This is a genomic window from Pseudomonas sp. Irchel s3b2 (assembly GCF_900187445.1).
GTDB lineage: Bacteria > Pseudomonadota > Gammaproteobacteria > Pseudomonadales > Pseudomonadaceae > Aquipseudomonas.
Genome location: NZ_FYEB01000007.1, coordinates 177,215 through 191,880 on the forward strand (window position 1 = coordinate 177,215; position 14,666 = coordinate 191,880).

Annotated in this window: 13 protein-coding genes; 8 read left to right on the plus strand and 5 right to left on the minus strand. The window is 60.9% G+C overall.

Going from position 1 to position 14,666, the window contains the following annotated elements; genetic code table 11:
* The first annotated feature begins 25 nt into the window (after positions 1 to 25).
* The 8 genes from CKW20_RS17300 to CKW20_RS17335 all read left to right on the plus strand — a co-directional run bounded on the left by CKW20_RS17300 (position 26) and on the right by CKW20_RS17335 (position 8,905).
* On the plus strand, positions 26 to 850 hold the full coding sequence (locus tag CKW20_RS17300) for an ABC transporter substrate-binding protein (RefSeq protein ID WP_095054012.1): 825 nt from the start codon (positions 26 to 28) through the stop codon (positions 848 to 850).
* A gap of 138 nt (positions 851 to 988) precedes the next feature.
* Positions 989 to 1,837, plus strand: a complete 849-nt coding sequence (locus CKW20_RS17305; protein WP_095054013.1) for a polysaccharide deacetylase — start codon at positions 989 to 991, stop codon at positions 1,835 to 1,837.
* Positions 1,830 to 2,717, plus strand: coding sequence for a polysaccharide deacetylase (locus tag CKW20_RS17310; RefSeq protein WP_095054014.1), 888 nt, complete (start codon positions 1,830 to 1,832; stop codon positions 2,715 to 2,717). The genes CKW20_RS17305 and CKW20_RS17310 overlap by 8 nt, the downstream gene beginning before the upstream one ends.
* A complete protein-coding gene (locus CKW20_RS17315; protein WP_256585069.1) occupies positions 2,714 to 4,105 on the plus strand; it encodes an MmgE/PrpD family protein in 1,392 nt (463 codons plus the stop codon). The genes CKW20_RS17310 and CKW20_RS17315 overlap by 4 nt, the downstream gene beginning before the upstream one ends.
* Before the next feature lie 161 nt (positions 4,106 to 4,266).
* On the plus strand, positions 4,267 to 5,445 hold the full coding sequence (locus tag CKW20_RS17320) for an MFS transporter (RefSeq protein ID WP_095054015.1): 1,179 nt from the start codon (positions 4,267 to 4,269) through the stop codon (positions 5,443 to 5,445).
* 158 nt (positions 5,446 to 5,603) lie between these two features.
* On the plus strand, positions 5,604 to 6,299 hold the full coding sequence (locus CKW20_RS17325; RefSeq protein ID WP_095054016.1) for an HPP family protein: 696 nt from the start codon (positions 5,604 to 5,606) through the stop codon (positions 6,297 to 6,299).
* Positions 6,300 to 6,643: 344 nt separating this feature from the next.
* Positions 6,644 to 7,750, plus strand: a complete 1,107-nt coding sequence (locus tag CKW20_RS17330) for an enoyl-CoA hydratase/isomerase family protein (protein ID WP_095054017.1) — start codon at positions 6,644 to 6,646, stop codon at positions 7,748 to 7,750.
* A 3-nt stretch (positions 7,751 to 7,753) separates the two neighbouring features.
* Complete coding sequence (locus CKW20_RS17335; RefSeq protein WP_095054018.1) at positions 7,754 to 8,905, plus strand: acyl-CoA dehydrogenase family protein; 1,152 nt, start codon at positions 7,754 to 7,756, stop codon at positions 8,903 to 8,905.
* 56 nt (positions 8,906 to 8,961) lie between these two features.
* Here the strand turns inward: CKW20_RS17335 and CKW20_RS17340 are convergent, their stop codons facing one another.
* From CKW20_RS17340 to CKW20_RS17360, 5 genes are all read right to left on the minus strand, one after another.
* The gene (locus CKW20_RS17340) at positions 8,962 to 9,735 is read right to left on the minus strand and encodes an enoyl-CoA hydratase (protein WP_052966350.1); all 774 of its coding nucleotides are present in this window, start codon (positions 9,733 to 9,735) and stop codon (positions 8,962 to 8,964) included.
* Positions 9,736 to 9,749: 14 nt separating this feature from the next.
* Positions 9,750 to 10,877 carry an acyl-CoA dehydrogenase gene (locus tag CKW20_RS17345; RefSeq protein WP_095054019.1) on the minus strand — a complete coding sequence of 376 codons (1,128 nt, stop codon included), beginning with the start codon at positions 10,875 to 10,877 and terminating at the stop codon, positions 9,750 to 9,752.
* Positions 10,878 to 11,011: 134 nt separating this feature from the next.
* Positions 11,012 to 12,205: an acetyl-CoA C-acyltransferase gene (locus tag CKW20_RS17350; RefSeq protein ID WP_095054020.1), complete on the minus strand. Its 1,194-nt coding sequence runs from the start codon at positions 12,203 to 12,205 to the stop codon at positions 11,012 to 11,014.
* A 12-nt stretch (positions 12,206 to 12,217) separates the two neighbouring features.
* Complete coding sequence (locus tag CKW20_RS17355; RefSeq protein ID WP_095054021.1) at positions 12,218 to 12,979, minus strand: SDR family NAD(P)-dependent oxidoreductase; 762 nt, start codon at positions 12,977 to 12,979, stop codon at positions 12,218 to 12,220.
* 16 nt (positions 12,980 to 12,995) lie between these two features.
* On the minus strand, positions 12,996 to 14,660 hold the full coding sequence (locus tag CKW20_RS17360; protein WP_095054022.1) for an AMP-binding protein: 1,665 nt from the start codon (positions 14,658 to 14,660) through the stop codon (positions 12,996 to 12,998).
* Between the last annotated feature and the right edge of the window lie 6 nt (positions 14,661 to 14,666).

The window sequence follows — 14,666 nt, forward strand, 5'->3', positions numbered from 1 at the left end:
TAACAACACTCATAAGAGAACGACCATGAAGAATTTCGTTATTCCAGCAGTACTCGCAGGCGTTATGGCTTCCAGTTTCACTTGGGCCGCCGAGCTACCGGCCAGCATCAAGGACAAGGGTGAGGTCGTTGTGGCAATCATGCCGAACTACCCGCCGATGGATTTCAAGGACCCGGCCACCAATACCCTCACAGGTCTCGACTATGACCTGGGCAACGCCCTCGCCGAGCGGCTGGGCGTGAAGATCAAATGGCAGGAAACCGGCTTTGAGCAAATGATCAACGCGCTGACCACCGACCGCGTCGACATGGTGATGTCGGGCATGACCGACACCGCCGAGCGTCAGGCCAGTGTGACCTTCGTCGACTACTTCACCAGCGGTCCGCAGTTCTACACCTTGCAGAAAAACAAGGACACCAACGAGATCATCGACCTGTGCGGCAAGAAAGTCGGCACCAGCCGACGTACGACCTTCCCGGCGGAAATCGCCGAGTGGAGCAAGGCCAACTGCGAAGCCGCCGGCAAGCCTGCGATCAACGTGATCGGCACCGAAGGCTCGGCCGACGCCCGCGCGCAACTGCGTCAAAGCCGTATCGACGCGGCCATGCAGGGCAGCGAAACCCTGCCGTACCTCAAGACCCAGGAAAAGGACATGTACAAAACCGTGGGCCTGCCGATTTCCAAGCAGTTCACCGGGCTGGGCGTGAGCAAGAAAAAGCCTGAGCTGAGTGAAGCGGTGAAAGTGGCGATGCAGAGCATGGTCGATGACGGCAGCTACCAGGCGATCCTGAAAAAATGGGACCTGGAACTGGGCGCGATCAAGACCGTGACCATCAACGCCGGCAAGTAATGCTTGCCCCGTAGGAGCGAGGCTTGCCCGCGAAAGCAATCTGACAGGTGACATGGATGTTGAATGTACCGCCCTCTTCGCGAGCAAGCTTCGCTCCTACATGGACTGTGTTTTACCTATAAATAGCTGGAGCACCACATGTCCTCCTCACCCCAACCCGCCTGGCCCGACCAACATAAGGCCTGCCTCGCCCTGGCCTTCGACCTTGATGGCCCGACCGGCGATGCCATGCTCAACGGCTCGATCTGGCGTAAACCCGAGTATTTCGGTTTCGGTGGTTACGGCCCCTATCGGGCGCTGCCGCGGATTCTCGATTTGCTGGATGAGTTCCGGATCCCGACGACGTTTTTCGTCCCGGCCTGGGTCGTGGAGAACTGGCCGAAACAGTGCCAGGCAATCGTCGAGCGCGGGCATGAGGTGGCGTACCACGGCTACAAACACGAATCCTTTTACGCCCTGACGCTGGACCAGCAGAAGGACGTGATGCACAAATCCCGTGAGGTGTTCTGGAAACACCTGAACATCCGCGCCGAAGGTTTCCGCACGCCATCCGGCGACTGGCGGGCCGAAACACCGGCCATGCTGGTGGACGCCGGCGTGACTTATTCCAGCAGCATGCGCGGCGATGACCGGCCGTATCTGGTCAACGTGCCGGGCTTCGATACGCCACTGGTGGAAATCCCCGGCCGCTGGGAAATGGACGACTACGCCTCACTCGCCTACACCCGCGCGCCGGACTTTCCTTCGGGACTGGACCGCACCGCCAGCTACGCGCTCACCCTCGACAACTGGTGCCGCGAGTTCGACGGTGCCATGGATGAAGGGTTGTGCCTGACCACCTTGTTCCACCCCAAGATCACCGGCAAACCGGGACGCATCCTATTGCTGGAAAAACTCTTCGAGCACATGCGCCAACGCGACGACGTCTGGTTTGCCATCTGCCGCGACGTCGCCCACTGGTGGCTGAAGGAGCATCACCATGGCTGATTCCACTGTCTGGCCCAACGGCTACCGCTGCGCCGTGGTGCTGACCGTCGATTACAACGACATCCACGGCATCCTCACCCAGGCCCCGGAAGTCGCCGGGCGCGACAAGACCTTATCGGTGTGGCGCTACGGCACTCAGCGCGGTGTCGAGCGTTTGCTCGGTTTGTTCGAAGAACTAGGCGTTTCCAGCAGTTGGTGCATCCCCGGCATCGTCGCCGAGGAAAACCCGCAGCACATCCGAGCGATCCAGGCCGGCGGGCATGAGATTGCCTGCGCCGGGTATCGCCATCAGAACTACGACAACCTGACGCTGGCCGAACAAAGCACCGAGGTCGCCAAGGGTTGCGCGGCCTTGAGCGCGTTGACCGGTCAGCGTCCGACAGGCTTTCGTATCCCCGCCGGCAATGGTGCGCCGGGTTTCATCGAGGCCTTGAGGGATCACGGCATCCGCTGGTCTTCGTCATGGCGCGGTGATGACTTGCCTTTCGCTCACCCGACGGCGCCCGAAGTGATCGAGCTGCCGTTGCACTACGAGTTGGAAGACGAACCCTACTTCGCTTTCAACCTCAGCCCGGCAGTGCCTCCCGCGCAATCGCGTATCGCCTCCTACAGCCATACCTTGGGCAACTTGCAAATGGACTTCGCCGGGTTTCATCGATTCGGGCTGTGTTACGTGCTGCGGCTGCACCCGGAGATTATCGCCACGCCCGGGCGGATCGGCGTGTTGCGCGAATTGCTGCAAAGCATCCAACGGCATGACGACGTGTGGATCGCCACCGGTGCCGAGGTCGCTCAATGGTGGGCCGAATCAGCAGCGCCCGTGACCGAGGATCATCCGGCGGCCGTATATGAACGTCATTACCGGGATTACGGCGTATGAAAGATCAAGGGATCGCAGCCTTAAGTAGCGCCTACGATGGGGTCATGCGGATGGAGCGGTTGGCGCAATTCTGCGTCGATACTCGCTTCGAAGATTTGCCACCCGCATTGGTCGTGCAAGCCAGGCGACACATCCTCGACACCTTCGGCGTAACCCTGGCCGGGTCTGGCAGCGATGTGGCGAAGCAGGCGCGTCAGGTTTTCGTGGGTGAAGCCGGCAGCACGTTGGTTTGGGGCACCGATCAGCGAGTCGGCGCAGCGCAGGCCGCCATGCTCAACGGCATCGCCGCGCATGCCCTGGAGCTGGACGACACCGGCGGCTGCGACCACTCCGGCGCGGTGGTGCTGCCGGCGGTGATGGCCGCAGTGTCGATGTCTGAAGCACCGGTAAATGGCCGCGAGTTGATTACCGCTGTAGTGATCGGCTACGAAATCGGCCGTCGGGTACTCGAAGCCTGCGGCAGTTACTCGGCCCACAACGGCGCCGGTTGGCACTCCACGGCGACGTGCGGGGTGTTTGGTGCGGCGGCGGCCAGTGCGCGAATTCTGGGGCTGGATGCACAACAAACCCTGGCGGCGCTGGGCATCGCCGGTAGCTTCAGCGGCGGTCTTTGGGCCTTCATTCATGACGGCTCGCAAAGCAAAAAACTCCACAGCGGTCGGGCCGCCGAAGGTGGATTGCTGGCGGCGCGGTTTGCTCAACAAGGGATCACCGGGCCGACCAAGCTGTTCGATGATGTCTGGGGCGGTTTTCTCAAGACCCTCGCGGCGGATACCGCCGTGCCCGAGGCGCTGGATGCCGAACTGGGGCATGTGTGGAAACTCTCCCGCTGCTCGATCAAACCCTACGCGGCATGCCGGGGTACGCATTCGGCGATCGATGCATTGGGCCTGTTGCTGGATCAATTGCAGGTCAGCGCGGATCAGGTCGAGAGCGTTCAGGTTTCTTTGTGCGGATTCCTTCAGGACATGTGTGGCGGTCAGGACATTAACACCCTGCCGGCGGCACAGATGAGTTTGCGTTATGCCCTCTCGGCTCGATTGGTCCATGGTCATTGCCGGTTGGAAGCCTATGACGATGAACAACGCCACCACCCGTGGATTGCTGATTGGATGTCGCGCATTCGCCTTGAAGTCGACCCGCTACTGTCGGAGGATGGCGAGCCTGTGGTCAGCCTGCAGACCGTGGATGGTCGACACGCGAGCCTGTGTGTTGAGGTTCCGTTGGGTGCGCCGGGCAATCCGCTGAGTGATGAGGCGCTGGAGGAGAAATTCTTCAGTCTGGCTGGGCGGGTGATGCCGCGACAGCAGGCGCAAGGATTGATTGAGCAGTTGTGGCGGCTGGAAGAACTGGAATCGGTTCGGTTGCTTGACCGGTGGCTGGCTTGAGTATGGCGTTGTCTGTGCGGGCCTCTTCGCGGGCAAGCCTCGCTCCTACAGGTTTTGTGTCGATACGCGAACCCTGTAGGAGCGAGGCTGGCCCGCGAATGGCAAGCAACTCGGTATCACGTCGATCACTACAGAAACTGAATAAGGACATTTGCCCCACCGTGGCCACTTACTCCCTCGTCATCCGCCGCTTGATGATCGTTTCGCTGACCATCGTCGTCAGCCGCGCCATTACCAGCCCGTTGCTCACCCTGTTTCTGAGCAACAAACTCGGCCTCAACCAACAAGACGTCGGCCTGCTGCTGGGCATCGCGGTGTTTATCGCCACCCTGCTCGCCCTTTACGGCGGCTATATCATCGACCGCCTCGAAAAACGCCGGTTGCTGATTCTGACCATGCTCTCCAGCGCCATCGGTTTCGTGCTGCTGACCTTCGCCGAAAATCTTTACCTGACCACCGCTACCCTGGTGATCACCGAAACCGCCTCGGCGCTGTTCCTGATCGGGTCCAAGGCGATCCTCAGCGAAAACCTGCCCGTGGGCCAGCGCGCCAAGGCTTTCTCACTGCGCTACACCCTGACCAACATCGGCTACGCCACCGGCCCCATGCTCGGCGTGGTAATCGCCGGGGTGCAACCAACAGCGCCATTCCTGATTGCCGGCGGCATCGCGTTCTTCAGTATTTTCCTGATGAGCGGGATTCCCAAAGACCCGGCCCAGATACCCGCCATCGGCCAGCCCCAGAGTTTCCTCAAAACCCTGATCACCCTGAAGAACGACCGCACGCTGATCATGTTCACCTGCGGCTGCCTGCTCAGCACCGTGGTGCACGGTCGTTTCACCCTGTACCTGTCGCAATACCTGCTGGTCACCCAAGACACCAAACGTGCCCTGGAAACCATGGCCGCCCTGCTCGCCTGCAATGCCATCAGCGTGATCCTGCTGCAATACCAGATCGGCCGGTTCCTTAAACGCGAACAACTGCGCTACTGGATTGCCGGCGGCACCAGCCTGTTCATCCTCGGGTTGATCGGTTTCAGCCTGGCTGACAGCCTGGTGAGTTGGTGCGTGGCGATGTTCATTTTCACCCTCGGCGAAATGATCATTTACCCGGCCGAATTCCTCTTCGTCGACACCCTGGCCCCGGAAGAACTGCGCGGCAGCTATTACGGCGCGCAGAATCTCGCGGCCCTCGGTGGCGCGCTGAGCCCGGTGATCTGTGGCTATCTGCTGTTGCACACGCCGGCGCCCACTATGTTCTATGCCCTGAGTGCGTTGACGGCGATGGGTGGTTTACTGTGCTTCATGAGCGGACGGCGCGTGGCAATACTGCAAAAATAGTGCACTGAAGCAGCATTAATATGAATTTGTCAGCATAAGGATTGATCGGCACACTGTGCGGCGTTCCTCCCCCAATAGTTGGAACCACTTCAAGGGCTTTCTGGGTATCCCAGCTAAGCCTTTTTTTTGCCTGGATTTTTATACGGACCGTTTGCCTCATGTTTGCTCGCTGGTTACCTGCCGCCATCAATACCCGTCCTTCAGAATGGAGCCGCGCCGCTATCGGCATGGCCCTGGGGACGATGTTCAGCGTCTGGCTCTGCGGCAAGGTGTTCGGCATCGACGTGGCGCTGCATCTGATCGGCCCGTTGGGCGCCTCGGCGGTGCTGTTGTTCGCCGTGTCCTCGGGCGCGCTTGCCCAACCGTGGTCGATTCTTGGCGGTTACCTTTGCGCGGGGGTGGTCTCGCTGCTGGTCGCTCATGTACTCGGACGCACCCTTGGCAGCGCCTGCCTCGCGGCGGGCATGGCGCTGATTCTGATGTGCTGGCTGCGTTGCCTGCACCCACCGGCCGGTGCCTTGGCGTTGCTTATGGTGGTGGCAGACCCGGCAACCATCGCCCTGGAGTGGAAAGCCCTCGGCCCGGTGATGCTCAGTGCCTCGACGATGCTGCTCAGCGCACTGGCGTACAACAATCTGACGCGCATTCGTTACCCAAAACGTCCCGCTGAACCGGCGCCGATGATGCCCGCCCCCGACAGCCAGGCGATCACCGCCGCGGATCTGAAACTGGCCCTCGCCGACATGGAGGCCTTCTACGACGTCACCCCCGAAGATCTCGAACAACTGATCCATGCCAGTGAGTTGCATGCCAAGCGGCGTAGCATCGGTGAAGTGCTGAGTAGCAGAACCTGAGTTTATCAACGGCAGCAGCAGGTTTTGTGGCGAGGGAGCTTGCTCCCGCTTGAGTGCGCAGCACTCACAAAACCTGCGCTCGTATGAAGAATTTTGGGACTGCTTCGCAGCCCAGCGGGAGCAAGCTCCCTCGCCACAGCAAGCCCCCTCGCCACAAATTCAAGGTTGATTCAAAACAGTGTCAGGCTGCCAAAGGTTGCGATCTGTTGATATTGCCCTAAGGTAAAAATGCAAACAGCACCTGCACGTATCCCGGTTGTACATCACAAATTTGCACTGATACGATCCAGCATCGCTCGCGCGCGAGCTTCTCTATAAAGAACAATAAAAGCAGGGAGTTAGTGATGACTGCTCAGGTTTCATCCCCGACAACACAGCCCATGGATGCCACGCAAAACGAAGTGTTGGCCGAGGTTCGCAATCACATCGGTCACTTGACCCTCAATCGTCCCGCCGGCCTCAACGCCATTACCCTGGACATGGTTCGCAGCCTGCAACAGCAGCTCGATGCCTGGGCACAGGATTCGCAGGTGTACGCGGTGGTGTTGCGCGGTGCCGGTGAGAAAGCGTTCTGTGCCGGCGGCGATATCCGCTCGCTGTACGACAGTTTCAAAAGTGGCGACACCCTGCACGAAGACTTCTTCGTCGAGGAGTACGCCCTCGACCTCGCCCTCCATCACTATCGCAAACCGGTCCTGGCCTTGATGGACGGCTTTGTGCTGGGCGGTGGCATGGGGCTGGTGCAAGGCGCCGATTTGCGGGTGGTCACTGAGCGCAGCCGTCTGGCAATGCCGGAAGTGGCCATTGGTTATTTCCCGGACGTGGGCGGCAGCTACTTCCTGCCGCGCATTCCCGGTGAGCTGGGTATTTATCTCGGCGTCACTGGCGTGCAGATTCGCGCCGCCGATGCGCTCTATTGCGGCCTCGCTGACTGGTACCTGGAAAGCGAAAAACTGGGCACGCTGGACGAGCAACTCGATCACCTCGAATGGCACGACACGCCGCTCAAAGACCTGCAAGGCATGCTGGCGAAACTCGCCGTGCAGCAACTGCCCGATGCGCCACTGATCGCGTTGCGCCCGGCCATCGATCACTTCTTCGCCCTGTCCGACGTGCCGAGTATGGTGGAGCAAATGCGCGAAGTGACGGTCGCCGATAGTCACGATTGGGCGAAAACCACGGCGGATCTGCTGGAAAGCCGTTCACCGCTGGCCATGGGCGTGACCCTGGAAATGCTGCGGCGCGGTCGGCACCTGAGCCTGGAACAGTGCTTCGCCCTCGAACTGCACCTGGATCGCCAGTGGTTCGAACGCGGCGACCTGATCGAAGGCGTGCGCGCCTTGCTGATCGACAAAGACAAGAACCCGCGCTGGAACCCGCCGACTCTGCAGGCGCTGGACGCCGAGCACGTGGCGAGTTTTTTCACCGGGTTCGACCAGAGCGGGAGCTGAGCCATGCACGATATCGAATTGAGCGAAGAGCAAGTGATGATCCGCGACATGGCCCGGGATTTTGCCCGTGGCGAAATCGCGCCCCACGCACAAGCCTGGGAAAAGGCCGGCTGGATCGATGACGGTCTGGTGGCGAAGATGGGTGAACTGGGTCTGCTGGGCATGGTGGTGCCCGAGGAATGGGGCGGCACTTATGTCGACTACGTTGCCTACGCCTTGGCGGTGGAAGAGATTTCCGCCGGTGACGGCGCCACCGGTGCGCTGATGAGCATCCACAATTCCGTGGGCTGCGGGCCGGTGCTCAACTACGGCACCGAAGAACAGAAACAGCAATGGTTGCCAGACCTCGCCAGCGGCCAGGCCATCGGTTGCTTCTGCCTCACCGAACCCCAGGCCGGTTCCGAAGCGCATAACCTGCGTACCCGCGCCGAACTGCGCGACGGCCAGTGGGTGATCAACGGCGCCAAGCAATTCGTCAGCAACGGCAGGCGAGCGAAACTGGCGATCGTCTTCGCCGTGACCGATCCGGAGTTGGGCAAGCGCGGCATCTCGGCGTTCCTGGTGCCGACCGAAACCGCGGGGTTCATCGTCGACCGCAGTGAACACAAGATGGGCATCCGTGCTTCCGACACCTGCGCCGTCACCCTGAACAATTGCACCGTTCCCGAGGCCAATCTGCTGGGCGAACGCGGCAAAGGCCTGGCCATCGCCCTCTCCAACCTCGAAGGCGGCCGCATCGGCATCGCCGCGCAAGCCTTGGGCATCGCCCGGGCAGCATTTGAAGCGGCGCTGGCTTACGCGCGGGATCGGGTGCAGTTCGACAAGCCGATCATCGAGCACCAGAGCATCGCCAATATGCTGGCCGACATGCACACCCGGCTGAACGCCGCGCGTTTGCTGATCCTGCACGCCGCGCGGTTGCGCAGTGCCGGCAAGCCGTGTCTGTCGGAAGCTTCACAAGCCAAACTGTTTGCCTCGGAAATGGCCGAAAAGGTCTGCTCGTCGGCGATACAGATTCATGGCGGGTATGGGTATCTGGAAGATTACCCGGTGGAGCGTTACTACCGGGATGCGCGGATCACGCAGATTTATGAAGGGTCGAGCGAGATACAGCGGATGGTGATTGCCCGGGAGCTCAAGCACTACCTGGTCTAGAGAGTCGCCGCAGACATGATCATTCCCACGCAGAGCGTGGGAACGATCAGTGTGGGTTACTTGCCGACGAACTCCGCCTCACGCTTGGCAATAAACGCCGCCATCCCTTCCTTTTGATCCTGCGTCGCAAACGCCGCATGGAACACCCGACGTTCAAACCGCACGCCTTCCGACAGGCTGACTTCAAAAGCGCGGTTGACGCTTTCCTTGATCATCATCGCAATCGGCAGCGACTTCTTGGCAATCAGCGCCGCGACTTTCAATGCTTCTTCCAATAGCTCATCCGCCGGCACGATGCGCGCCACAATGCCGCAACGCTCCGCTTCCACCGCATCGATCAAACGCCCGCTCAAGCACATTTCCATGGCCTTGGCCTTGCCCACCGCGCGGGTCAGGCGCTGGGTACCGCCCATGCCCGGCAGTACGCCAAGATTGATTTCCGGTTGACCGAATTTGGCGTTGTCGCCCGCCAGAATGAAGTCGCACATCAGCGCCAATTCACAACCACCGCCCAAGGCAAAACCGTTGACCGCGGCAATGATCGGCTTGCGGCGGTTGGCCACGCGATCGCTGTCACTGAACAAGTCGTCGAGGTAGATCTGCGGGTAAGTCAGCTCGGCCATTTCCTTGATGTCGGCACCGGCGGCAAAGGCTTTTTTCGAGCCGGTCAGCACGATGCAGCCGATGTTCGAATCGGCTTCCAGGCCATCGAGGGCATGGTTCAGTTCGCTGACAATTTGCGCATTCAGCGCGTTCAAGGCTTGCGGACGGTTGAGGGTAATCAGGCCAACGCGACCGTGAGTTTCCAGCAAAATCGTTTCGTAGTTCATAGGTGGATTCCTTCTCAAAGATTGCGCGAAATGACCATGCGCTGAATGTCGCTGGTGCCTTCGTAGATCTGGCATACCCGCACGTCGCGGTAGATCCGCTCCAGCGGGAAGTCGTTCAGGTAACCGTAACCGCCAAGGGTTTGCAACGCCGAGGAGCAGACCTTTTCGGCCATTTCCGAAGCGAACAGCTTGGCCATGGACGCTTCGACCAGCGCCGGCTTGCCGCTGTCGCGCAATGCCGCCGCGTAATGCACCATCTGCCGGGCGACGGCAATCTGGGTTGCCATGTCCGCAAGCCGGAAGGCTACCGCCTGGTGTTCGATGATCGGCCTGCCGAAGCTCTCGCGCTCACGGGCATAGTCGCGGGCCACTTCGAACGCGGCGCGGGCCATGCCCACCGATTGCGAGGCGATGCCGACACGGCCGCCTTCGAGGTTGGCCAGGGCGATCTTGTAACCTTCGCCCTCCTCACCCAGTCGATTGGCCACCGGGACTTTCACGTCCTCGAAGAGGATCTGGCAGGTGTCGGAGGCGTGCTGACCGAGTTTGTCTTCGACTCGCGCGACTTTATAGCCCGGCGAATCGGTGGGCACGATCAGCGCCGTGATCCCACGCTTGCCGGCACTCGGATCGGTCACCGCGAACACGATCACAATTCCGGCGTTCTGCCCGGAGGTGATGAACTGCTTGCAGCCGTTAAGCACGTAATGATCGCCGTCCAACCGAGCACGGGTTTTCAAGCTACTGGCGTCGGAACCGGCTTGCGGTTCGGTCAGCGCAAACGCACCGAGCATCGCGCCGCTCGCGAGTGGCTTGAGAAAGCGTTCTTTCTGGTCGTCATTGCCAAACTTGAGGATCGGCACGCAACCCACCGAGTTGTGCACGCTCATGATGGTCGAGCAGGCGCCGTCGCCGGCAGCGATTTCTTCCAGCGCCATGGCGTAGGCCAGGTAACCGGTGTCGCAACCGCCCCACTGCTCCGGCACCAGCATGCCGAAGAAACCCAGGTCGGCCATCTCGCGGATGGCTTCCTTGGGGAAGCGATGTTCGCGGTCCCATTCGGCGGCGAACGGTTTCAGCCGTTCCTGGGCAAACTGCCGGGCCGCGTCGCTGATCTGAAGTTGTTCGTCATTGGGAATCATGCCAAGTCCTTAAAATGTAATGGCCCCGTAGGAGCTGGCGAAGCCTGCGATCTTTTGATCTTGATCTTAAAAAACAGGATCAAAAGATCGCAGCCTCGTTTCACTCGACAGCTCCTACAGAAACCATGCGGGCCTCAATACAGGCATTCAACGGCCATGGCCGTGGCTTCGCCGCCGCCGATGCAGATCGCTGCAACGCCGCGCTTCAGACCTTTCTGGCGCAGGGCCGAGAGCAAGGTCACGAGGATCCGCGCGCCGGACGCACCGATCGGGTGGCCCAAAGCGCAGGCACCGCCGTGGACGTTGATCTTCTCGTGAGAGATTTCCAGTTTACTCATGGTCACCAGACTGACCACCGCAAAGGCTTCGTTGACTTCGAACAACTCGACTTCGTCCAGGGACCAGCCAGTTTTCTTCATCAGCTTCTTGATCGCGCCCACCGGTGCGACCGGGAACAGCCCCGGCGTGTCGGCGAATGCAGCGTGACCATGAATCACCGCCAACGGTTTCAGGCCTTGTTTCTCTGCTTCGGAACGGCGCATCAGCACCAGTGCCGCCGCGCCGTCGGAGATCGAACTGGAGTTCGCCGCGGTCACGGTGCCGCCGTCGCGGAACGCTGGTTTCAGCGAGGCGATCTTGTCCAGTTTGGCTTTCGGCGGCTGTTCGTCGTGGCTGATCAGCATCGGCTCTTTGCCGACCATCACCTGCACGGACACGATCTCGGCGGTGAAGCTGCCGTCCTTGATCGCCTGCTGGGCGCGGGTGGTCGAAGCAATGGCAAACGCGTCCTGATCTTCACGGCTGAAGCCGTTGGTTTCAGCGCAATCCTCGGCGAAGGTGCCCATCAGACGGCCCTTGTCGTAGGCGTCTTCCAGACCGTCGAGGAACATGTGATCGAGTACCTTGCCGTGGCCCATGCGGTAACCGCTGCGGGCGCGGTCCAGCAGGTACGGCGCGTTGGACATACTTTCCATGCCCCCGGCGACCACCACATCGGCACTGCCGGCGATTAGCATGTCGTGGGCCAGAATCGTGGCTTCCATGCCCGAGCCGCACATCTTGTTCAGCGTGGTGCAACGGGTCGATTTATCCAGCCCGGCGCCCAGTGCCGCTTGCCGTGCCGGAGCCTGGCCGAGACCGGCGGAGAGTACGCAGCCGAACAGCACTTCTTCCACGGTGTCAGGGGCGATACCGGCACGTTCGACGGCAGCACGAATCGCCGCGGCGCCCAATTGCGGCGCGGTCAGGCTTTTCAGTTCACCCTGGAAACCGCCCATCGGAGTACGGACGGCGCTGACGATAACGATTGGATCGTTGGTAATAGTCATGACAAATCCTCCTTATTTGGCGGCCATGCGCAAGGCACCGTCGAGACGGATCACCTCGCCGTTGAGCATGCTGTTTTCCATGATATGCCTGACCAGCGCGGCGTACTCGCTCGGCTTGCCCAGACGCGGCGGGAACGGCACGCCAGCGGCCAAGGACTCGCGCACTTCAGGGGTCATGCCAGCCATCATCGGCGTTTCGAAAATGCCCGGGGCGATGGTCATCACCCGGATGCCGAAGCGCGCCAGTTCACGGGCGGCGGGCAAGGTCAGGCTGGCAATCGCGCCTTTTGAAGCCGCATACGCGGCCTGACCGATCTGGCCGTCGAAAGCAGCGACCGAAGCAGTGTTGATGATCACGCCACGCTCGCCATCTTCATCGGCTTCGGTTTCGGCAATCGCCGCCGCCGCCAGGCGCAACATGTTGAAACTGCCAATCAGGTTGACGTTGATCACCTGGCTGAAACTGTCCAGCGCATGGGGGCCGTTCTTGCCGAGGATCTTCTCGCCGCGGACGATGCCGGCGCAATTGACCAGGCCATTGAGGCCGCCAAACGCTTTGACCGTCGCCTGCACCGCCGCTTGCGCAGCTGCTTCATTGCTGATATCCGCTACCACGCTTTGCGCGCCGAGACGTGCAGCCTGCGCCGCGACGGCTTCGGCATTCATGTCCACCAACATCACCTTGGCGCCAGCCGCCACCAGCATTTCAGCGGTGGCGGCACCGAGGCCGGACGCGCCGCCGGTGACGAGAAAAACCTTGTTTTCGATCTGCATCATTGTTTCCTTGGATTCAAGCTGAAACGTTCTTCGCGGCGGCCTCTTGAGCCTTGGCGATTTCCTGGTTGCGCAAGATAAAGCGCTGCAATTTGCCGCTTGGGGTTTTCGGCAATTCGCTGACAAATTCGATTTCACGGGGGTACGCGTGCGCCGCCAGACGCTTGCGTACGTGTTGGCGCAGCTCTTCTGCCAACTCTGGCGCGGCGCGGTATTGCGGGCTGAGCACGATGAAGGCTTTCACCAGCTCGGTGCGCTCCGGATCGGGCTTACCGATCACCGCGGCTTCGACCACTGCCGGGTGTTCGATCAGCGCGCTTTCCACGTCAAACGGGCCAACGCGGTAGCCCGAGGTAGTGATCACGTCGTCGCTGCGGCCGACGAAGCTGATGCTGCCGTCCGGGTTCCACTCGACGGTGTCGCCGCTCAGGTAATAGTTGCCGACGAAGGCCTTGGTCGGTGCGCCTTCGTAACCGCCGAACCAGCACATCGGCGACTGAGTACGGTCGATAGCCAGAATCCCCGGCTGGCCGACGCCCAGTTCTTTGTATTCGTCGTCGAGCACCACGATGCGGTGGCCCGGCGAGGCGAAACCCGCAGCGCCGACGTGTACTGGATGATCGAGGCCGTGGTGATTGCACAGAACCATGCCCAGTTCGGTCTGGCCGTAATGGTCGTGAATCACCACGCCGAGGTTATCGGCGAACCAGCGAATCACTTCCGGGTTCAGCGGCTCACCGGCGCTGCTGACGATGCGCAGCTTGCCCTTGATCAAACGGGCGAACTCATCGCCACCGGCGATCAACAGGCGATATGCAGTCGGCGAACCGGTGAGGTTGGTGATCCCGTACTTGTTGATCACCCGGCAGGTGCTTTCGAGGGTGAAGGGGCCATCGTAAAAAGTGATCGGATGCCCCATGGACATCGGCCCGGTGACACCGAAATAAATGCCGTAGGCCCAGCCCGGATCGGCGACGTTCCAGAACGCGTCTTCGGGACGCAGGTCTACCGCGTCACGGGTGTAACTCTGGAACGCGACGATGGCCTTGAGCGGCACCGACAGCGCTTTCGACGGGCCGGTGGTGCCCGAGGTGAACATCAGCAGGAACGGGTCTTCGCCGGTCAGCAATACCGGTTCGCACTCGGAAGAATAATTGGCCAGTTCGGCCCAGAAACTGAAGTCGCCACGCACGATGCCTTGGCCCTTGGGACCGCCAACGGTGACGATGGTCGGGCAGTCGGCCACTTCAGCGAGTTTCGGGCGATTGACCGCGTCGGTGACTACGACGGCGGCGCCGGAGCTGTTGAGACGATGTTCGATGGCTTTCGGGCCGAAGGCGGTAAACAGCGGCTGATAGACCGCGCCGATGCGCCAGGTGGCGAACACAGTGATCAGTAATTCGATGTTGCGGGGCAAAAGACCGGCGACTTTATCGCCCTTCTTCACGCCTTGGGCCTGCAGGAAATTGGCGAACCGCGCGGCTTTGTCCTGCAAGTCGCTAAAGGTGTAGGTCGCGCTGGCGCCGTCGCGGCCTTCCCAAAACAGCGCGATGCGTCCCGGCAAGGCATGTCGGTCGCAGCACTCGACGCAGGCATTGAGCGCGCTCAACGACCCTGTGAGCGCAGCATCGACGGTGTGCTGATAATTGAACTGTGACGTGGCAGACAAGTAATCGCGCATTGCCAG

Coding starts and splice junctions, on each gene's coding strand:
- CKW20_RS17300 (WP_095054012.1), top strand. CDS start 26: ATGAAGAATTTCGTTATTCCAGCAGTACTCGCAGGCGTTATGGCTTCC.
- CKW20_RS17305 (WP_095054013.1), top strand. CDS start 989: ATGTCCTCCTCACCCCAACCCGCCTGGCCCGACCAACATAAGGCCTGC.
- CKW20_RS17310 (WP_095054014.1), top strand. CDS start 1,830: ATGGCTGATTCCACTGTCTGGCCCAACGGCTACCGCTGCGCCGTGGTG.
- CKW20_RS17315 (WP_256585069.1), top strand. CDS start 2,714: ATGAAAGATCAAGGGATCGCAGCCTTAAGTAGCGCCTACGATGGGGTC.
- CKW20_RS17325 (WP_095054016.1), top strand. CDS start 5,604: ATGTTTGCTCGCTGGTTACCTGCCGCCATCAATACCCGTCCTTCAGAA.
- CKW20_RS17330 (WP_095054017.1), top strand. CDS start 6,644: ATGACTGCTCAGGTTTCATCCCCGACAACACAGCCCATGGATGCCACG.
- CKW20_RS17335 (WP_095054018.1), top strand. CDS start 7,754: ATGCACGATATCGAATTGAGCGAAGAGCAAGTGATGATCCGCGACATG.
- CKW20_RS17340 (WP_052966350.1), bottom strand. CDS start 9,735: ATGAACTACGAAACGATTTTGCTGGAAACTCACGGTCGCGTTGGCCTG.
- CKW20_RS17345 (WP_095054019.1), bottom strand. CDS start 10,877: ATGATTCCCAATGACGAACAACTTCAGATCAGCGACGCGGCCCGGCAG.
- CKW20_RS17350 (WP_095054020.1), bottom strand. CDS start 12,205: ATGACTATTACCAACGATCCAATCGTTATCGTCAGCGCCGTCCGTACT.
- CKW20_RS17355 (WP_095054021.1), bottom strand. CDS start 12,979: ATGCAGATCGAAAACAAGGTTTTTCTCGTCACCGGCGGCGCGTCCGGC.
- CKW20_RS17360 (WP_095054022.1), bottom strand. CDS start 14,660: ATGCGCGATTACTTGTCTGCCACGTCACAGTTCAATTATCAGCACACC.